This is a genomic window from Streptomyces venezuelae, from assembly GCF_008642315.1.
In the GTDB taxonomy this organism is placed as follows: domain Bacteria; phylum Actinomycetota; class Actinomycetes; order Streptomycetales; family Streptomycetaceae; genus Streptomyces; species Streptomyces venezuelae_D.
This window is the reverse complement of sequence record NZ_CP029192.1, coordinates 3432045-3452142: the sequence shown is the minus strand read 5'-3', so window position 1 is coordinate 3452142 and position 20098 is coordinate 3432045. Positions and strand designations below refer to the sequence as shown.

Sequence of the window (20098 nt, the reverse complement as noted above, 5' to 3'; positions counted from 1 at the left end):
TGGGTGCGGTGGGTGCGGTGGCTGTGCGGCGGCTGTGCGGGGTGCGGGGTGCGGGGTGTGAGGGCGAGGTGCGGGGCGGTGGGGGCTGGTGCGCCTGCGGCCGTCGGTGGGTGCGGGGCCGCGGGGGTATGTACGTACTCGCTATCCCTGCGCCGCGTCGACCGTTTCTGAACGTGGTGGTGTGCTCGGTGCTCCGTGCGCACATACCCCCACGTCCCCTCGCGTCTCATGCGCGGCTGCCGGCCGGTGGCCGCCGAGCGGGCTCTGCCGGCGTGCGCCGGCCGGTCCCGTCCCGCCCCGCGGTTGGTGCCCGGATGCCACTACCCGGCAGGTGCGGATGCCCTCGTGGGGGGGCATCCTGTGTGGCGTGGAGCTGGGAGTCGCCCCGCCGGTCCCTCCCGTGTGCGTGGAGCTGGGAGTCGCCTGCCGGTTCCTCCTGTGTGGCGTGGAGCCGGGAGTCGCCTGCGGCCCCTCGTCCGCCCGCCGCCCACCCCTGCACAGCGGGAGGCGCCCACTCGCCCGCCCCTGCCCCGCCTCGCGGTGCGGGGTGAACGGGTGGGTGGGTGGGAGTGATCCGCCGCGGAGCGGCGGGGGTGTTCGGGCCCGCGGCCGGGAGGCGGGAGGAACACCCACCCACCCCCGCGGCGCGGGGACGCGCAGGGTGCCCCCCCGCCGCGCGGGGACGCGCAGGGTGCCCGCCCAGTCCGTCCCGCGGAGCGTCAGACGCGGCCGAGGACCTGGCCCAGGAGCTCGCCCATGCGGGTCGCGCTGTCGCGGCCCGCCTGGAGGACCTCCTCGTGGTTGAGGGGCTCGCCCGTCATGCCCGCGGCGAGGTTCGTGACCAGGGAGATGCCGAGGACCTCGGCGCCGGCCTCGCGGGCCGCGATGGCCTCCAGGACCGTGGACATGCCGACCAGGTCCGCACCGATGGTGCGGGCCATGCGGATCTCCGCCGGGGTCTCGTAGTGCGGGCCGGGGAACTGCGCGTAGACACCCTCTTCGAGGGAGGGGTCGATCTCCTTGCAGAGGGCGCGCAGGCGGGGGGAGTACAGGTCCGTCAGGTCGACGAAGTTGGCCCCGATGATCGGGGACGTCGCCGTGAGGTTGAGGTGGTCGCTGATCAGCACCGGCTGACCGGGACGCATGCCCTCGCGCAGGCCGCCGCAGCCGTTGGTGAGCACGATCGTCTTGCAGCCGGCGGCGACGGCCGTACGGACGCCGTGCGAGACGGCGGCCACACCACGGCCCTCGTAGTAGTGGGTGCGGCCCAGGAAGACCAGCACGCGCTTGTCGCCGATCTTGAAGGAGCGGATGCGCCCGCCGTGCCCCTCGACCGCCGGCGGCGGGAAGCCGGGCAGCTCGGTGACGGCCAAGTCCGCCTCGGGCTCGCCCAGCGCGTCGACGGCCGGCGCCCAGCCGGAGCCCATCACGAGGGCGACGTCGTGGGTCTCGGCGCCCGTGAGCTCGCGGAGGCGCGCGGCGGCGGCGTCGGCGGCGGCGTACGGGTCGCCCTGGATGTCGTCCGGAATAACTGAAGCGTTCACGCGGACGAGAGTAGCCGCTCATGGCCTACGCGCGTAGATGACGATGCCCACGGGATTGCGATCGTTGTCTTGTCGTTTCCGACGAGAGGGGAGGCGGGCAGGGACGGGAGCGTCAGCAGGGGCGCTTGCGGAGTTCCATCACGTAGTCGTGGGGGGCACCCGCCGATTCCGCCGCGTCCGCCAGTTCGCCCAGGTAGCGGGCCGAGGGGAGGCCTCCCTCGTAACCGTTGAGGACGTACACCCAAGCGGGTTCCTCGCCCTCCAGGGTGTCCACGCGGACCCGCATGCGCCGGTAGATGTCGAGACCGACGCCTTCCCAGCGGTCCATGGAGTCCTCGTCCATGGGGGCGATGTCGTAGAGCGTGACGAAGACCTGGGACCGCGGCGCCTCCACGAGCGTGGCGAGCGCGCCCTCCCAGCCCATGTGTTCCCCGCCGAACGTGAGCCGCCAGCCCGTCAGCCACCCGGTCGCGCGCAGCGGTGAGTGCGGTGCGCGGCGTGACATGAGCCGCGGATCCAGATTGCCGGCGTACGCGGCGTAGAGCGACATGTGGTCGAGGGTACGGCAGCAATCAAGTGCGCCCCTCCTGGAGCGGGTGGACCGCCCGGACGGGGGGTGGTTCCACGGACGGAGGCCCCCCGGGAGTGAGCACCTTGAAGCGTGCGGGACAATGGAGTACGTGACTCGGATCGTGATCATTGGCGGCGGACCCGGCGGATACGAGGCGGCTCTTGTGGCCGCCCAGCTCGGCGCGGAGGTGACCGTCGTCGACTGCGACGGTCTGGGCGGGGCGTCGGTGCTCACCGACTGTGTGCCGTCCAAGACTCTGATCGCCACGGCCGAGGTGATGACCACCTTCGACTCCTCGTACGAGGAGCTGGGGATCATCGTCGCGGACGACACCCCGCACATCGACACCCCCGCGCGCGTGGTGGGCGTCGACCTGGGGAAGGTCAACCGCCGTGTGAAGCGGCTCGCGCTCGCCCAGTCCCACGACATCACCGCGTCGGTGACGCGGGCCGGTGCGCGCGTGCTGCGCGGCCGCGGGCGCCTGGAGGGGCAGCAGGACGTCGACGGGTCGCGGAAGGTCGTCGTGCGCGCCGCCGACGGGAGTGAGGAGACTCTGGTCGCCGATGCCGTGCTGATCGCGACCGGCGGCCATCCGCGCGAGGTGCCGGACGCGCAGCCCGACGGCGAGCGCATCCTGAACTGGACCCAGGTGTACGACCTCGACGAGCTGCCCGAGGAGCTCATCGTGGTCGGTTCGGGTGTGACCGGTGCCGAGTTCGCCGGCGCCTATCAGGCGCTCGGGTCGAATGTGACCTTGGTGTCGAGTCGTGACCGGGTGCTTCCCGGTGAGGACCCGGACGCCGCCGCCGTTCTCGAGGACGTCTTCCGCCGCCGCGGCATGAACGTCATGTCCCGCTCCCGCGCCGCTTCCGCCAAGCGCGTGGGCGACCGGGTCGAGGTCACGCTCGACGACGGCCGCGTCATCTCCGGCTCGCACTGCCTGATGGCCGTCGGCGCCATCCCGAACAGCAGCGGCATGGGTCTGGAGGAGGCCGGGGTCAGGCTGAAGGACTCCGGGCACATCTGGACCGACAAGGTGTCGCGGACGTCGGCCCCCGGCGTGTACGCGGCCGGTGACGTGACCGGGATCTTCGCGCTTGCCTCCGTCGCCGCCATGCAGGGCCGCATCGCGATGTACCACTTCCTTGGCGACGCGGTGCAGCCGCTGAACCTGAAGGCCGTGTCGGCGAACGTCTTCACCGACCCGGAGATCGCGACCGTCGGCTACAGCCAGGCCGACGTCGACGGCGGAAAGATCGACGCCCGCGTCGTGAAGCTGCCGCTGCTGCGCAATCCGCGCGCGAAGATGCAGGGCATCCGCGACGGTTTCGTCAAGATCTTCTGCCGTCCGGGCACGGGCATCGTGGTCGGTGGTGTGGTCGTCGCACCGCGTGCTTCGGAACTGATCCACCCCATCTCGATCGCGGTCGACAACAATCTGACGGTCGAGCAGATCGCGAATGCGTTCACCGTGTACCCGTCTCTTTCGGGGTCGATCGCGGAGGTGGCGCGTCAGCTGCACACCCGGAAGACGGCGGACGAAGGCTGATCCTGTCGGCGGCCTGAATCAACTCTCTGCAGGTCACGCACTGTTGTCGCCCATTCGCGCGGCATAGGCGGGGAGAGTAAGCACCTATACCACTTCCCACCCTGCCGTGCGAACAACTTCTGTAATTCGGCGCAAACTGCTGAAAGCAGACGGTCGTTGGGGTTACTGTCAGTTTCGTGTTCGCTGCAGAACGTCGCCAATTGATCCTCGAAATGGTGCGGGCCAACGGGGCGGTATCGCTCCGTGAGCTCGCCCGCGTCGTCCAGACCTCCGAAGTGACCGTACGGCGGGACGTGCGCGCGCTGGAGGCAGAAGGACTCCTCGACCGCCGACATGGCGGTGCGGTATTGCCGGGCGGATTCACGCGGGAGTCCGGCTTTCCGCAGAAATCACATCTCGCGACCGCCGAGAAGACGGCTATCGCCGATCTCGCGGCGGGCCTCGTCGAAGAAGGCGAAGCCATCGTCGTCGGGGCGGGTACGACCACGCAGGAGCTGGCCCGACGGCTCGCGCGGGTACCCGGCCTGACCGTCGTCACCAACTCCCTCCTGGTGGCACAGGCGCTGGCACACGCCAACAGGGTGGAAGTCGTCATGACCGGCGGCACCCTGCGCGGCTCGAACTACGCACTCGTGGGCAGCGGGGCCGAGCAGTCCCTCCAGGGGCTGCGGGTGTCACGGGCCTTCCTGTCGGGCAGTGGTCTGACCGCCGAGCGCGGCCTGTCCACGTCCAACATGCTCTCCGCGAGCGTGGACCGCGCGCTGGTCCAGGCGGCGGCCGAGGTCGTGGTCCTCGCCGACCACACCAAGCTCGGCACCGACACGATGTTCCAGACGGTGCCGACCGACGTCATCACCCGCCTGGTCACGGACGAACCGCCGGGGCACGACGACCGTGCCGCGACGGAACTGCAGGCCCTGGCCGACCAGGGCGTGCAGATCACGGTGGCGGGCGATGCCGCAGGCCCTAGCTCCGCGCCCGGTGTCGACTCCGTTCCGGCGGGGCGCCAGCCGCGTCGGGACGTGCCCCTGCCGGGTCAGCGTCGCAACCACGGGGCGGGCCCGGGCCAGCAGTTGCGCAGCGCGCTCCTCGGGGAGCAGCCTCCCGGGGAGCGGGCGGCGCGGGTCGCGGACCTGCGCCGCCGCTGACATCCGGCGGCCGCGGGGCCGCCGGGCGGGGTAGTCACACCGTCACGGAAAGTGATGGCGCCGTGGGTGGGCGCCGGTGCCACGCCGGTGCCTGCCCGTCGGTCTTCAGCCGCCGTCGGCCTTCAGCCCCCGCAGGGTCAGCGTGAGCAGGCGGTCGGCCAGCTCCGGATCGTCCGGAGTCTCCTCGGCCGCCAGGGAGATCGCGTTGGTCAGCTGGAGCAGGTCGCCGATGGAGACGTCGGGCCGCACGGCCCCCGCCTCCTGCGCCCGGAGCAGCAGGGCCGCGCCGGCCTCGCGCATGGGCATGCTGCACTGCGCGAGCGCCGAAGTGTCGTCGTGCGACGCCGACATGAGCGCGCTCGACAGGCCGCGATACTCACCCGCATGAGTGATGATGTCGCGCAGCCACGCCACCAGCGCGGAGCACGGCTGCGGGTCGTCGAGCAGCGCGTGCGACCGCGCGAGCAGGTCGCACACCGCGTCCTTCCAGACCGCGCTCATCAGCGCGTGCCGGTTGGGGAAGTGCCGGTAGAGCGTGCCGATGCCGACGCCCGCGCGGCGCGCCACGTCCTCCAGGGACGCGCCCGTGCCGTGCTCGGCGAAGGCGGAGCGTGCCTCGGCGAGCAGCCGGTCGTAGTTGCGGCGGGCGTCGGCCCGCATGGTGCGCGCCGACTGTGCCGCCTGCTGCGGCGCTCTCGCCTGCTGGCCCGTGCCGGTCGTCATCCCCGCACCCTTCGTGAACGTACGCGTCCCCCAAGGATGCCACTGCCCGTGGTCACGGATCCTGGCGGGCGAAGAAGGCGTCCAGCTCCGCGCGGGCCCTGCGCTCGCGGCGGTGCGGCGGCAGGGAGCCCCCGCTCAGGTTCCGGGTCAGCCACAGGGCCAGCGGATACGTGACACAGGTGCCGAGGGCGAGGCCGCTCAGCACACCGGTGACCAGGTCACTCATGATCATCAACTCACCTTCGTACGAAACTTCTTGAGGCCGCCCCCGGAGGGCGCCGCGGGCCCCGGGTCGCGGAAGCCGTCCCGCGCGGTGGCGATCATCGTGGCGCCGTTGTCCGGGACCACCGCGCCGTAGCCGAGCAGGCGCCAGCGCGCGTCGACGGCGTCGCTGTCGTAGTACGGCACCGGGCCGCCCTCGGAGGGCACCAGGAGCGGCTCCGGGCCCTTGGCGCAGCCGTGGCAGGCGGCGACCTCCTCGGGGCCGTCAGGGGCGCCGGGGAGTGCCACGCGCGCGTGGCCGCGGTCGTGCAGCGGGTTGAAGTAGCAGGGCGGATCGGGGCGCAGCGGCCGCTCCGACACCAGGGCCTCCAGGGCGCGCATCCCGATGCGGCTGAACTCGACCGCCGCGACGAGCTCGCCGACGGCGTGGGCGGCGTCGTACGCCGGGTCGGGGCTGCGCGGTCCTTCGCCGGCCGGGGCGATCACCGAGTTGCTCGCCTGGATCGACGCGGTGACCGCGAACGAGGCGAGTTCCGCGCGCAGTTGCGGCGCGAGCGTGCAGGTGTGGCGGAGCGTGTCGCCGAGCGCGGACGCGTCGCTGAGCAGCGCGGCCTGCCGCTCGGCGTACGGGCGCAGGGCCTCCGGGTCGCCGCCCGGGTCCGGCGGCGGGGCCGACCAGTCGGGCGCGGGGAGGGGCAGCGCGAAGGTGTAGGGGCGGCGTCTGCCCAGTGGCAGGTGGGTGAAGCGGCGCAGCAGTGCGACGGACAGGGCCGTGGACAGGCCGAGGACGAGACCGGCCTCGTACCGCTCCCCGGCGCCCGCGACGCCTGCGAACCATCCGGTCGTACCGACGACGACTGCCGCTGCGAGCAGCCCGACGACATCCCCCGTGCGTTTCACTGAAGTCCCCCCGTGGCCTTCGGCTCTACGCGGGAGAGGACGCGGGGCGGGCCGGGAGCGGTTGCGCTTGCCCCGACCGGAGTGCAAGTTCCCCGCGCCCCTTGGGCTGGTTGCTCATGGTGCGTACCTGCGGGCCGGTGGGGGCTCGTCGCGCAGTTCCCCGCGCCCCTGACTGGTCCTCCGTGACGCCTCACCGAACGCGCCCTGCACGCAGCGGTGTCGGGTGCGGTGGGCGACTTAGGGGCGTGGGGAACTGCGCGATCAGCCCCCGCCGGGCTGCGGCGGGCGAGGGGCCGGGCCTCCCGGACGCGTCACCGAATGTGCCGTGTGCGCAGCGGTGTCGGGTGCGGTGGGCGACTTAGGGGCGTGGGGAACTGCGCGATCAGCCCCCGCCGGGCTGCGGCGGGCGAGGGGCTGGGCCTCCCGGATGCCTCACCGAATGTGCCCTGCACGCAGCGGTGTCGGGTGCGGTGGACGACTTAGGGGCGCGGGGAACTGCGCGATCAGCCCCCGCCGGGCCGCGGCGGGCAAGGGGCTGGGCCTCCCGGACGCCTCACCGAATGCGCCCTGCACGCAGCGGTGTCGGGTGCGGTGGACGACTTAGGGGCGCGGGGAACTGCGCGATCAGCCCCCGCCGGGCCGCGGCGGGCGAGGGACCGGGCCTCTCGGACGCTCCACCGAATGTGCCCTGTGCGCAGCGGTGTCGGGTGCGGGGGACTGCTCATGGGCGTGGGGAACTGCGCGGCAAGCCCCCGCCGGGCCGCAGGGGACGGAACGCCGATGGGCCGGGCTGGAAGAGTTCCAGTCCGGCCCATCGGCGTATGCGTCTGCTGCGGGATCAGTCCTTGATCTCGCAGATCACCGCGCCGGACGTCAGGCTCCCGCCGACCTCCGCGGTGAGGCCCTTGATCGTGCCCGAACGGTGCGCGTTCAGGGGCTGTTCCATCTTCATGGCCTCCAGGACGACGACCAGGTCGCCCTCCTTGACCTCCTGGCCCTCCTCGACCGCGACCTTGACGATCGTGCCCTGCATGGGCGAGGCGAGGGTGTCACCGGACGCCGCGGGGCCCGACTTCTTGGCCGCACGGCGCTTTGGACGGGCGCCGCCCGCCGCCGCGGTGCGCGCGATCGTCATGCCCAGCGAGGACGGCAGCGAGACCTCGAGGCGCTTGCCGCCGACCTCGACGACGACCGTCTCGCGGCCCGGCTCCTCGTCCGTCTCGGCGTCACCCGTCCCAGTGAACGGCGGGATCTCGTTGACGAACTCGGTCTCGATCCACCGGGTGTGGACCGTGAACGGGTCGCTGGAGCCGGTCAGTTCGGGACCGAACGCCGGGTCCTTGACGACGGCACGGTGGAACGGGATGGCGGTCGCCATGCCCTCGACGTTGAACTCCGCGAGCGCGCGGGCGGCGCGCTGCAGCGCCTGCTCGCGGGTCGCGCCGGTGACGATCAGCTTGGCGAGGAGCGAGTCCCAGGCCGGGCCGATGACCGAGCCGGACTCGACACCCGCGTCCAGGCGGACGCCGGGTCCCGACGGAGGCGCGAACGTGGTGACGGTGCCGGGCGCGGGCAGGAAGTTGCGGCCCGGGTCCTCGCCGTTGATGCGGAACTCGAAGGAATGGCCCCGGAGTTCCGGGTCTCCGTAGCCGAGCTCCTCGCCGTCGGCGATGCGGAACATCTCCCGGACGAGGTCGATGCCGGCGACCTCTTCGGTGACCGGGTGCTCGACCTGCAGACGGGTGTTGACCTCCAGGAAGGAGATCGTGCCGTCGACGCCGACGAGGAACTCGACGGTGCCCGCGCCGACGTAGCCGGCCTCCTTGAGGATCGCCTTGGAGGCGGCGTACAGCTCGGCGTTCTGCTCGGCGGTCAGGAACGGCGCGGGCGCCTCCTCGACGAGCTTCTGGTGGCGGCGCTGCAGCGAGCAGTCACGGGTCGAGACGACCACGACGTTGCCGTGCTTGTCGGCGAGGCACTGGGTCTCGACGTGCCGCGGCTTGTCGAGGTAGCGCTCCACGAAGCACTCGCCGCGGCCGAAGGCCGCCACGGCCTCGCGCACCGCGGAGTCGTAAAGCTCCGGGACCTCTTCGAGCGTGCGGGCCACCTTCAGACCGCGCCCGCCACCGCCGAACGCCGCCTTGATGGCGATCGGCAGGCCGTTCGCCTCGGCGAAGGCGACGACCTCGTCGGCGCCGGACACCGGGTCGGGCGTGCCCGCGACCAGCGGGGCGCCCGCACGCTGCGCGATGTGCCGCGCGGCGACCTTGTCGCCGAGGTCACGGATGGCCTGCGGCGGCGGGCCGATCCAGTTCAGGCCCGCGTCGATGACGGCCTGCGCGAAGTCGGCGTTCTCCGAAAGGAAGCCGTAGCCGGGGTGGATGGCGTCCGCCCCCGCGTCCTTGGCCGCGGCCAGCACCTTGGAGATGTCCAGGTAGCTGGTGGCCGGAGTGTCACCGCCCAGCGCGAACGCCTCATCGGCTGCCCGTACATGCAGAGCGTCCCTGTCAGGGTCTGCGTAGACGGCTACGCTCGCGATCCCTGCATCCCGGCATGCCCGGGCAACGCGGACAGCGATTTCGCCACGGTTGGCGATGAGCACCTTGCGCACGATGGCTCCCTCCTTGAAACAAGCCGAGTTTAGGGACTGCCGACACGGCCTTACGACCCGTCCCCAATGGTGAGCTTGCCCACACGGAGTGTCACTCGAGACCGGCTAGGTTCGCGAAAACCCTTGTCGCACCGCGGTACGCAGGGTCCCTCCACGGCAGCGTAGCCCTCCGATGTGGTCAAGGTCTCTGTGAGTCAGCGCTGCGGACACGGGGCTTTCTTTGTGGAGTCCCTACGAATGGCCCAATGATTCTTTGCCTGCGGCACAGCTCTTGTCCCTGGGTTTACCGGTTAGTAGCGTTCGCGATGGCTCGAACGTACTAGGGGTAACAGCAACAGCTTGAGCAACAGCAGAGGGAAGTGGGTGGGGCGCCGTGGCGCGCAGACCGGTGGCCTGGGTGGGTGCGATCGTGCTTCTCGTGGAGGCGGTCGGCATCGCGCTCCTCAACTGGTTCCTCGGCCTCGTCGTCGACAAGCAGGACATGTCGCTCGCGGGCCTGGACCCGCACGCGATGACCGTGTCCACCTGGATCGCGGGCGGCCTCTTCGGCGGCTATCTCGCCCTGTGCGCCATCGTCCTGGCCCGCACCGCCGTGCGCGACCGCGCCCCGGGCACCTTCGGCCGCATCCTGCTGATCAGCTGCGCCGTCCTGCACGCGCTCCTGGGGGCGTTCTGCGTCGGCCTGGTTGGCTGGGCCGCGTTCGCGTTCATGATGGTCGTGCTCGGCCTGATCGTCCTGCCGCTCGTGGCGTACGAGAGGAAGGCGCAGCAGGACGCCGCGGTGGCGGCCCCACAGGCCGCCTGACCTACTTCCCCCACAACTCCGTGATGCCCACGCCCAGTTCCGCGAGGAGGCGGCGCAGCAGCGGCAGCGAGAGGCCGATGACGTTGCCGTGGTCGCCCTCGATGCCGTCGATGAACGGCGCCGAGCGGCCGTCCAGCGTGAAGGCCCCCGCCACGTGCAGCGGTTCGCCGCTCGCCACGTACGCGGCGATCTCGGCGTCGGAGGGCTCGCCGAAGCGGACGACGGTGGACGCCGTCGCCGACGCGTACCGCCCGGAGACGGTGTCGCGGACGCAGTGACCGGTCTGCAGGACGCCCGCGCGGCCGCGCATGTCCTTCCAGCGGGCGGTGGCCTCCTCGGCGTCCGCGGGCTTGCCGAGCGCCCGGCCGTCCAGCTCCAGGACGGAATCACAGCCGATGACCAGCGCGTCCTTGGCGTCGGGGCGCGCTGCGACCACGGACGCCTTGGCCTCGGCCAGGGCGAGGGCGAGCTCTGCGGGGGTCGGCGCGGACACCTTGTCCTCGTCGACGCCGCTGACGATCACCTCGGGGGCGAGGCCCGCCTGCCGGAGCAGGCCGAGCCTGGCGGGCGACTGGGAGGCGAGGACGAGACGGCGGGGCTGATCACTCATGCGGGTCAGCGTAGGCGCTGTGCCGGGCGGCGTGTTGCGCTCCAGCGGGTACGTGGTGGCTGTTCGCGCAGTTCCCCGCGCCCCTTCAGGGCGCTCAGTGGACGCCGAGCACGAACATCGCGACGACCATCGCCAGGGCGAGGACGAGGCCCGCGCGGCGCATCCTCGCCTGCAGGTCCCGCATGTCCTTCGGAGGGTTGTTCTCCGGGTCCGACCACAGCATGCAATCGATACTGCGGCCGGACGGGCCGGGACGCCTGAGTACGCGTACTCAAGTTCTCCCGGCCCGGGCCCGGACCGGCTTCCCGGCTCTAGCCGGGCCAGTAGCTGCGGCCCCACGCCGTCGGCGAGGGGGCGGGCAGCCGGTGGCGGGCCACCCGTGCGGGGTCCGCCCAGGAGTCGGGCGGCGCGGGCGCGCCGGACGGTCCGTCCGCCACCGCCGCGGCGCGCACCTGGACCACCGCCAGGGCGGCGGCGAGCTCCTCCGGGGTCGGGTTTCCGCGTACGACCTTGATCATGAGCCCTCCCTGAGGGACTAGAGGGGGATGTTGCCGTGCTTCTTCGGAGGGAGGGATTCCCGCTTCGTACGCAGCTGACGCAGGCCCCGCACGAGGTGGGAGCGGGTTTCGGACGGCATGATCACCGCGTCGACGTACCCGCGCTCGGCCGCCGTGTACGGGTTCAGCAGCGCGTCCTCGTACTCCTGGATGAGCCGCGCCCTGACCTCCTCGACCTCGTCCCCGGCCTCGGCGATCGTGCGGCGGTGCAGGATGTTGACCGCGCCCTGCGCGCCCATCACCGCGATCTGCGCGGTCGGCCAGGCCAGGTTCAGGTCGGCGCCCAGGTGCTTGGAGCCCATCACGTCGTACGCGCCGCCGAACGCCTTGCGCGTGATGATCGTGATCAGCGGGACGGTGGCCTCCGCGTACGCGTAGATGAGCTTCGCGCCGCGGCGGATGATGCCCGTGTGCTCCTGCTCGACGCCCGGCAGGAAGCCCGGCACGTCGACGAAGGTGATGACCGGGATATTGAACGCGTCGCAGGTGCGGACGAAGCGGGCGCCCTTCTCCGAGGCGTCGATGTTCAGGCAGCCGGCGAACTGCGTCGGCTGGTTGGCGACGATGCCCACCGGGTGGCCCTCGATCCGGCCGAAGCCGGTGAGGATGTTCGGCGCGAACAGCGGCTGCGTCTCGAAGAACTCGGCGTCGTCCAGGACGTGTTCGATGACGCCGTGCATGTCGTACGGCTGGTTCGCGCTGTCCGGGATCAGCGTGTCCAGCGCCAGGTCCTCGTCCGTGGGCGCGAGGTCCGCCTCCTCGGGGAAGGCGGGCGGCTCGCTGAGGTTGTTCGAAGGCAGGTACGACAGGAGCGACTTGACGTACTCGATCGCGTCCTTCTCGTCGCCCGCCATGTGGTGCGCCACACCCGACGTGGAGTTGTGGGTGCGGGCGCCGCCCAGCTCCTCGAAGCCCACGTCCTCGCCGGTGACGGTCTTGATGACGTCGGGTCCCGTGATGAACATGTGCGAGGTCTGGTCGACCATGACCGTGAAGTCGGTGATCGCGGGGGAGTAGACGGCACCGCCCGCGCACGGCCCGACGACCAGGGAGATCTGCGGGATCACACCGGACGCGTGGGTGTTCCGGCGGAAGATCTCGCCGTACATCCCGAGGGCCATGACGCCCTCCTGGATGCGGGCGCCGCCGGAGTCGTTGATGCCGACGACCGGGCAGCCCGTCTTCAGCGCGAAGTCCATGACCTTGACGATCTTCTGTCCGAAGACCTCGCCGAGCGCGCCGCCGAAGACGGTGAAGTCCTGGGAGAACACGGCGATCGGGCGGCCGTCGACGGTGCCGTATCCGGTCACCACGCCGTCGCCGTACGGCCGGTTCTTCTCCAGGCCGAAGTTGGTCGACCGGTGCTGGGCGAACTCGTCGAGCTCGACGAAGGAGCCTTCGTCGAGCAGTAGTTCAATGCGTTCGCGCGCCGTCAGCTTGCCCTTGGCGTGCTGCTTCTCGACCGCTCGGGCCGAGCCCGCGTGCTTGGCCTCCTCGATGCGGCGCTGCAGGTCGGCAAGTTTCCCCGCGGTCGTATGGATGTCGACGGCGCCGTCTTCGGCGGTGCGGTCTGACGCGGGCACGTTGGGCTGTTCCGGCTCGGACATCGGGATGCGGCTCCCTGCCTGCTCAAAGGTGCTTGTCTACGGCTGTGCGGCTGGCTACTGACCCGTAGCGTATCGGCGCCGATACCGTTCGGCAGTGCGGCGTTTGCCACACCTAAGGTGGCTTGCATGACGCCGTCAGATGCTGAAGACAACCGCTGGTCCGACCTCGACAGGCCGCCCCTGAACGCGGCCTCGCTCCGTAAGACCCTCCTCAGGGACGGCGGCCTGTGGTCCTCCCTCGACGTGGTGCCCGTGACCGGTTCCACCAACTCCGACCTCGCGGCGCGGGCGGACGAGCTTTCCGAGGGCGCGGTCCTCGTCGCCGAGGAGCAGAGCGCGGCGCGGGGGCGCCTCGACCGCCGCTGGTCCGCGCCCGCGCGCTCGGGCCTCTTCTTCTCCGTGCTGCTCAAGCCCGCCGAGGTGCCGGTCGAGCGGTGGGGCTGGCTGCCGCTGCTCACGGGCGTGGCGGTGGCGACGGGCCTCTCCCGTGTCGCCGGCGTCGACACGGCACTCAAGTGGCCGAACGACCTCCTGGTCACGGTCGGTGACCAGGAGCGGAAGGCGGGCGGCATCCTCGCGGAGCGAGCGGGCTCCGCGGCCGACGGGGGCATCGTGATCGGCGTCGGCCTCAACGTCACCCTGCGCGAGGACGAGCTGCCCGTGCCGACGGCGGGCTCGCTCGCCCTGGCCGGCGCGAAGGTCACGGACCGTGACCCGTTGCTCCGGGCCGTTCTCCGCTCCCTGGAGCACTGGTACGTCACCTGGCGCGACGCGTCGGGCGACCCGACCTCCACCCGCCTCCAGGAGACCTACGCGGCCGGCTGCGCGACGCTGGGCCGCCAGGTCCGGGCGGAACTCCCCGGCGACCGCTCCCTGGAGGGCGAAGCGGTGGCCCTGGACACGGACGGCCGCCTGATCCTGGCCACGGGGGAGGGCGTACAGCACCCGGTATCAGCAGCCGACATCATCCACTTGCGCCCCGCGGGCTGAGGCGGGGCTTGCGGGGCGCGGGGCGACGGATGCGCTTTGGGCGCGGGGCGACGGATGTGCTTTTGGGGGCGCGGGGAACTGCGCGACAAGCCACGACGCACCCGCACCCGCCGGACGGCGCGACGCACCCGATCCCCCGCCGTCAAGGAGCGCGTCCCGGGAGTCGGGAGTGAGCTGCGGCACACCTGCCGTAAAGTTGGCGCCGGTCGATACCTGACCGCGGCAGATCGGAAGGGCAGCAGGCGTGACCGTCGACGACACGGGCTCGGGCGAGGGCGAGCACCCCGCCCCCGACGGCGGGGACGGCCGTACCGCCGCCCCCGCGGCCGGCCGTGCGAGGGACGGCTCCGGCGCACCCGGAGTACACGGCGTACCCGCCGTACCCGACGTCGACGAGAAGAGCGAGGACGACGCGGAGAAGGACCCGCTCGCCCTCCGCCTCGAACAGCTCATCCTCGGCGCGGACCGCCGCTACACCCCCTTCCAGGCCGCCCGCAGCGCGGGCGTCTCCATGGAGCTGGCGTCCCGCTTCTGGCGGGCCATGGGCTTTCCGGACATCGGCCAGGCCAAGGCGCTCACCGAAGCGGACGTACTCGCCCTGCGCCGCCTCGCGGGCCTCGTCGAGGCGGGCCTGCTGAGCGAGGCCATGGCCGTACAGGTCGCGCGGTCCACGGGCCAGACCACCGCCCGCCTCGCCGAGTGGCAGATCGACTCCTTCCTTGAGGGGCTCACCGAGCCTCCGGAGCCGGGCATGACGCGGACCGAGGTCACGTACCCGCTGATCGAGCTGCTCCTGCCCGAGCTGGAGGAGTTCCTCGTCTACGTGTGGCGCCGCCAGCTCGCCGCCGCCACCGGCCGCGTCGTGCAGGCCGCGGACGACGAGGAGATGGTGGACCGGCGCCTGGCCGTCGGCTTCGCCGACCTCGTCGGGTTCACCCGGCTCACCCGGCGCATGGAGGAGGAGGAGCTCGGGGAGCTCGTCGAGGCCTTCGAGACGACGGCGGCGGATCTCGTCGCCGCGCACGGCGGCCGGCTCATCAAGACCCTCGGCGACGAGGTCCTCTACGCCGCGGACGACGCCGGCGTCGCCGCCGAGATCGCACTCCGCCTCATCGAGACGATGGCCAACGACGAGACGATGCCGGAGCTGCGCGTCGGCATCGCCTTCGGGACGGTCACGACCCGCATGGGCGACGTCTTCGGCACGACCGTGAACCTCGCGAGCCGCCTCACGTCGATAGCGCCGCGGGACGCCGTCCTCGTGGACGGCGCGTTCGCGGAGGAGCTGACCCGCACGGGCGACGCGCCCGCGTCCGAGACGAAGGCCGCGGAGGAGGCCGCCGCGGCCGAGAAGGAGGGCGAGGAGCCGCCCTCGTACCGCTTCGCGCTCCAGCCGATGTGGCAGCGCCCGGTCCGCGGACTCGGCGTCGTCGAGCCCTGGCTCCTGGCGCGAAGGGGCTGAGGAGTCCCTTCCCCCGGGACCGGCCCGGTGACATGATCCCCGGGTAACGGTCGTTAACCGGAGGTGGAGGAGCGTCATGGGCGACGAGCAGCGGTACGGGGAGTACGTGGCGGTCAGGCGGCACGGCCACGTCGTCGAGCTCGTCCTGGACCGTCCCAAGGCGATGAACGCCGTCTCCTCGGAGATGGCCCGTTCCATCGCCACCGCCTGCGCCGCCCTGTCCGAGGACCACGACGCCCGCGTCGTCGTCCTCACCTCCACCCACGAGCGGGCCTTCTGCGTGGGTGCCGACCTGAAGGAGCGGAACTCCTTCAGCGACGACGAGCTGCGCCGCCAGCGCCCCACGACCCGCGCCTCGTACACCGGCGTCCTGGAGCTGCCGATGCCCACCGTCGCCGCCGTGCACGGCTTCGCGCTCGGCGGCGGGTTCGAGCTCGCGCTCTCCTGCGACATGATCGTCGCCGACCCGACCGCGGTCGTCGGCCTCCCCGAGGTGTCCGTCGGCGTCATCCCCGGCGGTGGCGGCACCCAGCTCCTGCCGCGCCGCGTGGGCGCCGCCCGCGCCGCCGAGCTGATCTTCTCCGCGCGCCGCGTGGAGGCCGCGGAGGCACGGGAGTTGGGCCTGGTGGACCTGCTGGTGGGGGAGGGCGAGGCCCGCACGGAGGCGCTGGCGCTCGGCGCCCGCATCGCGGCCAACTCGCCGGTCGGCCTGCGCGCCGCCAAGCGCGCCCTGCGCCTCGGGCACGGCCTGGACCTGCGGGCGGGCCTGGAGGTCGAGGACGCGGCCTGGCGCACGGTGGCGTTCTCGGCCGACCGCGCGGAGGGCGTCGCGGCCTTCAACGAGAAGCGGAAGCCGCAGTGGCCCGGTGAGTAGCCGAGCGGGGGGCTCGGCGGTGCGAGCAGGGAGGTTTCCCTTGCGCCGAGGTTCCAAAACGCCGTAAACCTCCTAATCTGGTGAAATGGGTGAGGATGTCCGGCTGCGGGCCGTGGTCGAGCTGGCGCAGGGAATGGCCGCCGCGCACACTCCGCGCGAGTCCTGGCGGGCGGCGGCTCTCGGCACCTGCCGCGCGCTGAGCGGAAGCTTCGCCGCGCTGTCCGTGTGGGAGCGGGACATGGGCCGGCTGCGGGTCCTGGTGAACGCCGGAGAACGCGTCCACGGTGAGGAGGAGTTCCCGGAGAGCGAGGCGTACCCCGTCCACCAGTTCCCCGAGATCACCGAGTTCCTGCACGAGCACTGGGCGGGCGGCGGCGAACCGCACGCCTGGGTCGAGACCGCCGAGGGCCCCGCCGACGCCCGCGAGCCCGGCTACTGCCATCAGCGCGTCGCCGCCCTGCGCCGCCGGGGCCGCGGCTGCTGCGTGGTCGCGCCGGTCGTGCTGCACGGGCGCGCGTGGGGCGAGCTGTATGTGGCGCGGCCGCCGGGCGCGCCGGTCTTCGAGCGGGCCGACGCGGACTTCGCGACGGTCCTCGCGGCGGTCGTGGCCGCCGGGATCGCGCAGACCGAGCGCCTGGAGGAGGCGCGCCGCCTCGCCTTCACGGACGCGCTGACGGGGCTCGCCAACCGCCGCGCGGTCGACCTGCGCCTCGACGAGGCGGTGGAACGGCACCTCGCCGAAGGGGCCGTGGTGAGCCTGGTCGTCTGCGACGTCAACGGGCTCAAGCGGGTCAACGACACCCGGGGCCACGCGGTCGGCGACCGCCTCCTCGAACGCTTCGGCTCGGTCCTCTCGCTCTGCGGCGCGATGCTGCCGGGGACGCTCGCGGCGCGCCTGGGCGGCGACGAGTTCTGCCTCGTCGCGGTCGGGCACACCGCCGACGAGGTGGTGCGGGTCGCCGACGAACTCTGTGTCCGTGCCTCTGAGTTGGAGATCGGCGACGGGGTCGCGTGCGGGGTGGCGTCGACCGGGGACCCGATCGGCGCGGTGCGTTCGGCCCGCCGCCTCTTCCGGCTCGCCGACGCGGCGCAGTACCGCGCGAAGGCCGCGCGCGCCCTGAAGCCGGTGGTGGCGGGGCGCGAGGGCGTGGACGACCCGGTGGTGCGGCTCGCGGACGCGCCCGCGGGGGCCCGCCGGACGGGGGAGCGGCGCAGGTTCAGGGGGCGCGGGCCGCGGCCCGCCGGTGGCTGACCGCGGCATGAGCATGATCATGATCGGTTAGGGTGTGCCGCGACCGCGAACAGGGCCGCGCGGTACGCGGGACCGCTGAAGCCCGCACGGGGGAGCGGGCGTTGAGCGATCAGCGGTACGGAGACGGGTACGGGCCGGGGGCCGGCACCGACGGGGACGGCGGATACGGCTACGGGTACGGGCACGTGACGTACGGCGGCGACTCGCTCCCGTACGACCCGTACAACCCGACGTACCCCCAGCCCGCCCCCACGCCCCCGCCCGCCCGCGGCGTGCGGGGCGCCGCCTCCCAGCCCCTGAATCTGGCCCGCCGCTTCGGCACCCCCGACCGCCCCGGCGCCGTCGAGGACCGCACCATCACCGCGCTGCAGTCCGGCCGTACGCTCCTCGGGCTCGGCGCGACCGTGTGGCTCGTCTTCGCCTACCCGCTGCGTCAGGGGCGGGAGGAGTTCGTCATGGGCAAGGTCGAGGACCTCCTCGTCGCGGCGGGCTTCGCGGTCGTCGCGATCCTCGTCGCCGCCACGCTCTTCATCGGCCTCGCCGACGCCTCGCTGCGCGGTCTCTACCTGCGCCGGGCCGTCCAGCCCCTCGGCACGCTGCTCGCGCTCGCGGTCGGCGCGGGCGTGGTGTGGCTCTGCTGGTACGTGCTGCGCGAAGGCCTCGGACTCACCGACAACCAGGGCGCGTTCCTCGAAGTCCTCTTCTACTACGTGCTCTCCTTCGCCGCCGGTCTCGCGGCTCTCGTCGGTGTCCTGGTCGGCCTGCTCTACACGATCGCCCTGCTCGTGTACGCGGTGAACAGCTGCTTCCGCGCCGGGGCGATCCACGAGCTCCTGCCGCCGGTCCTCTCGCCCGTCCTGCTGTGGGGCCTCGCGGTCCTGCAGTACTTCGACGACGCGGCGGTGGCCGCGCCTCCCGCCGTGCTCCACGCCTTCATGCTCGGGGCGCCGCTCTCGGTGACCGCGCTGTCGGTGTGGGAGCTCCGCAGGCTCCGTACCCGCCACGGCATGACGTTCCGGGGAGCGCTCGGGCGCGGCTGACCTCGCGGTAAGTGGCTCCCGTCAATTCCACCCGTGACACCTGGCGATTCAGTCCGTACGCTGCTGAATATGGATATGCACAGCGTGGGCACCGTGGCCCTTGGGACCTCCGGGACGACCGCGGCGGACGTCATCGCCGTCGCGCGCGGCAACGCACGGATCGAACTCTCCGCCGACGCGCTGGCGGCGCTCGCCGCCGCCCGCGAGATCGTCGACGCGCTCGCGGCCAAGCCCGAGCCCGTCTACGGCGTCTCGACCGGCTTCGGCGCCCTGGCCTCCCGGCACATCGGCCCGGACCTCCGAGCCCAGCTGCAGCGCAACATCGTCCGCTCGCACGCGGCAGGCATGGGCCCGCGCGTGGAGCGTGAAGTGGTGCGCGCGCTGATGTTCCTGCGCCTCAAGACGGTCTGCTCCGGCCACACGGGCGTACGCCCCGAGGTCGCGCAGACCATGGCCGACGTGCTCAACGCGGGCATCACGCCCGTCGTCCACGAGTACGGCTCGCTCGGCTGCTCCGGCGACCTCGCGCCGCTCAGCCACTGCGCGCTGACGCTGATGGGCGAGGGCGACGCGGAGGGCCCCGACGGCGAGGTGCGGCCCGCGGGCGAGCTGCTCGCCGCGCACGGCATCACACCCGTCGAGCTGCGCGAGAAGGAGGGCCTCGCCCTCCTGAACGGCACCGACGGCATGCTCGGCATGCTCGTGATGGCCCTCGCCGACCTGGACACCCTCTACAAGTCGGCCGACATCACCGCGGCCCTCACGCTGGAGGCGCTGCTCGGCACGGACAAGGTCCTCGCGCCCGAGCTGCACGCCATCCGCCCCCACCCGGGCCAGGCCGCCTCCGCCGCCAACATGCTCGCCGTACTCGCCGGGTCCGGCCTCACCGGCCACCACCAGGACGACGCGCCGCGCGTCCAGGACGCCTACTCCGTGCGGTGCGCGCCGCAGGTCGCGGGCGCGGGCCGGGACACGATGGCCCACGCGCGCCTCGTCGCCGAACGCGAGCTGGCCGCCGCCGTCGACAACCCCGTCGTGCTGCCCGACGGGCGGGTCGAGTCCAACGGCAACTTCCACGGCGCCCCGGTCGCGTACGTCCTGGACTTCCTCGCCATCGCCGCAGCCGACCTCGGCTCGATCGCCGAGCGCCGCACCGACCGGTTGCTCGACAAGAACCGCTCGCACGGCCTGCCGCCGTTCCTCGCGGACGACGCGGGCGTCGACTCCGGCCTGATGATCGCCCAGTACACGCAGGCCGCCCTGGTCAGCGAGATGAAGCGGCTCGCCGTCCCGGCCTCCGCCGACTCCATCCCGTCCTCCGCGATGCAGGAGGACCACGTCTCCATGGGCTGGTCCGCGGCCCGCAAGCTGCGCACCGCGGTCGACAACCTCACCCGCATCGTCGCGGTCGAGCTGTACGCAGCCACGCGCGCCGTCGAGCTCCGCGAGGGACTCACCCCCGCGCCCGCGACGCAGGCGGTCATCGAGGCCGTCCGCAAGGCGGGCGTCGAGGGTCCGGGGCCGGATCGTTTCCTCGCGCCGGACCTGGCGGCGGCGGACGCGTTCGTCAGGTCGGGCGCGCTGGTGACGGCGGTCGAGCCGGTGACGGGGCCGCTGGCCTAGCGGACGGGTC

Annotated in this window: 19 protein-coding genes; 9 read left to right on the top strand and 10 right to left on the bottom strand. The window is 72.5% G+C overall.

Going from position 1 to position 20098, the window contains the following annotated elements; translation table 11 throughout:
* Positions 1–719: 719 nt before the first annotated feature.
* Together DEJ48_RS14550 and DEJ48_RS14545 are read right to left on the bottom strand one after the other, a co-directional pair.
* Positions 720–1544, bottom strand: a complete 825-nt coding sequence (locus tag DEJ48_RS14550; protein ID WP_150216527.1) for a purine-nucleoside phosphorylase — start codon at positions 1542–1544, stop codon at positions 720–722.
* A 112-nt stretch (positions 1545–1656) separates the two neighbouring features.
* A complete protein-coding gene (locus DEJ48_RS14545) occupies positions 1657–2094 on the bottom strand; it encodes a gamma-glutamylcyclotransferase (RefSeq protein WP_055568517.1) in 438 nt (145 codons plus the stop codon).
* Positions 2095–2215: 121 nt separating this feature from the next.
* Here DEJ48_RS14545 and DEJ48_RS14540 point away from each other — a divergent pair, with 121 nt between their 5' ends.
* Together DEJ48_RS14540 and DEJ48_RS14535 are read left to right on the top strand one after the other, a co-directional pair.
* On the top strand, positions 2216–3664 hold the full coding sequence (locus tag DEJ48_RS14540) for an NAD(P)H-quinone dehydrogenase (protein ID WP_150216526.1): 1449 nt from the start codon (positions 2216–2218) through the stop codon (positions 3662–3664).
* 176 nt (positions 3665–3840) lie between these two features.
* Complete coding sequence (locus DEJ48_RS14535; protein ID WP_150216525.1) at positions 3841–4812, top strand: DeoR/GlpR family DNA-binding transcription regulator; 972 nt, start codon at positions 3841–3843, stop codon at positions 4810–4812.
* A 105-nt stretch (positions 4813–4917) separates the two neighbouring features.
* On the opposite strand, the gene DEJ48_RS14530 is transcribed toward DEJ48_RS14535, so the two are convergent.
* The 4 genes from DEJ48_RS14530 to DEJ48_RS14520 all read right to left on the bottom strand — a co-directional run bounded on the left by DEJ48_RS14530 (position 4918) and on the right by DEJ48_RS14520 (position 9268).
* Entirely contained in the window at positions 4918–5535 is a 618-nt protein-coding gene (locus DEJ48_RS14530) for a TetR/AcrR family transcriptional regulator (RefSeq protein WP_150216524.1), read from the bottom strand.
* A gap of 52 nt (positions 5536–5587) precedes the next feature.
* Complete coding sequence (locus DEJ48_RS39725) at positions 5588–5761, bottom strand: hypothetical protein (RefSeq protein ID WP_190537408.1); 174 nt, start codon at positions 5759–5761, stop codon at positions 5588–5590.
* A gap of 5 nt (positions 5762–5766) precedes the next feature.
* Positions 5767–6657: a hypothetical protein gene (locus tag DEJ48_RS14525; protein WP_150216523.1), complete on the bottom strand. Its 891-nt coding sequence runs from the start codon at positions 6655–6657 to the stop codon at positions 5767–5769.
* 838 nt (positions 6658–7495) lie between these two features.
* The gene (locus DEJ48_RS14520) at positions 7496–9268 is read right to left on the bottom strand and encodes an acetyl/propionyl/methylcrotonyl-CoA carboxylase subunit alpha (protein ID WP_150216522.1); all 1773 of its coding nucleotides are present in this window, start codon (positions 9266–9268) and stop codon (positions 7496–7498) included.
* A 373-nt stretch (positions 9269–9641) separates the two neighbouring features.
* Between DEJ48_RS14520 and DEJ48_RS14515 the strand changes: the two genes are divergently transcribed.
* A complete protein-coding gene (locus DEJ48_RS14515) occupies positions 9642–10073 on the top strand; it encodes a hypothetical protein (protein WP_223832045.1) in 432 nt (143 codons plus the stop codon).
* 1 nt (position 10074) lies between these two features.
* On the opposite strand, the gene DEJ48_RS14510 is transcribed toward DEJ48_RS14515, so the two are convergent.
* The 4 genes from DEJ48_RS14510 to DEJ48_RS14500 all read right to left on the bottom strand — a co-directional run bounded on the left by DEJ48_RS14510 (position 10075) and on the right by DEJ48_RS14500 (position 12847).
* Positions 10075–10683 (bottom strand): nucleoside triphosphate pyrophosphatase, encoded by a 609-nt coding sequence (locus DEJ48_RS14510; RefSeq protein WP_150216521.1) that lies wholly within the window; start codon positions 10681–10683, stop codon positions 10075–10077.
* A gap of 94 nt (positions 10684–10777) precedes the next feature.
* Positions 10778–10906 carry a morphogenic membrane protein MmpB gene (gene mmpB / locus DEJ48_RS40760; protein ID WP_263399443.1) on the bottom strand — a complete coding sequence of 43 codons (129 nt, stop codon included), beginning with the start codon at positions 10904–10906 and terminating at the stop codon, positions 10778–10780.
* Positions 10907–10994: 88 nt separating this feature from the next.
* Positions 10995–11201, bottom strand: a complete 207-nt coding sequence (locus tag DEJ48_RS14505) for an acyl-CoA carboxylase subunit epsilon (RefSeq protein ID WP_150216520.1) — start codon at positions 11199–11201, stop codon at positions 10995–10997.
* A gap of 17 nt (positions 11202–11218) precedes the next feature.
* Positions 11219–12847, bottom strand: a complete 1629-nt coding sequence (locus DEJ48_RS14500; protein WP_190537405.1) for an acyl-CoA carboxylase subunit beta — start codon at positions 12845–12847, stop codon at positions 11219–11221.
* A 126-nt stretch (positions 12848–12973) separates the two neighbouring features.
* Here DEJ48_RS14500 and DEJ48_RS14495 point away from each other — a divergent pair, with 126 nt between their 5' ends.
* From DEJ48_RS14495 to hutH, 6 genes are all read left to right on the top strand, one after another.
* Complete coding sequence (locus DEJ48_RS14495) at positions 12974–13837, top strand: biotin--[acetyl-CoA-carboxylase] ligase (protein ID WP_150216519.1); 864 nt, start codon at positions 12974–12976, stop codon at positions 13835–13837.
* A gap of 244 nt (positions 13838–14081) precedes the next feature.
* Positions 14082–15299 (top strand): adenylate/guanylate cyclase domain-containing protein, encoded by a 1218-nt coding sequence (locus DEJ48_RS14490; protein ID WP_150216518.1) that lies wholly within the window; start codon positions 14082–14084, stop codon positions 15297–15299.
* A 76-nt stretch (positions 15300–15375) separates the two neighbouring features.
* Entirely contained in the window at positions 15376–16173 is a 798-nt protein-coding gene (locus DEJ48_RS14485) for an enoyl-CoA hydratase/isomerase family protein (protein ID WP_150216517.1), read from the top strand.
* An 85-nt stretch (positions 16174–16258) separates the two neighbouring features.
* Positions 16259–17425, top strand: coding sequence for a GGDEF domain-containing protein (locus DEJ48_RS14480; protein WP_150216516.1), 1167 nt, complete (start codon positions 16259–16261; stop codon positions 17423–17425).
* 101 nt (positions 17426–17526) lie between these two features.
* On the top strand, positions 17527–18465 hold the full coding sequence (locus DEJ48_RS14475; protein WP_150216515.1) for a hypothetical protein: 939 nt from the start codon (positions 17527–17529) through the stop codon (positions 18463–18465).
* A gap of 84 nt (positions 18466–18549) precedes the next feature.
* Positions 18550–20088, top strand: coding sequence for a histidine ammonia-lyase (gene hutH / locus DEJ48_RS14470; RefSeq protein WP_411757538.1), 1539 nt, complete (start codon positions 18550–18552; stop codon positions 20086–20088).
* The last annotated feature ends 10 nt before the right edge of the window (positions 20089–20098 follow it).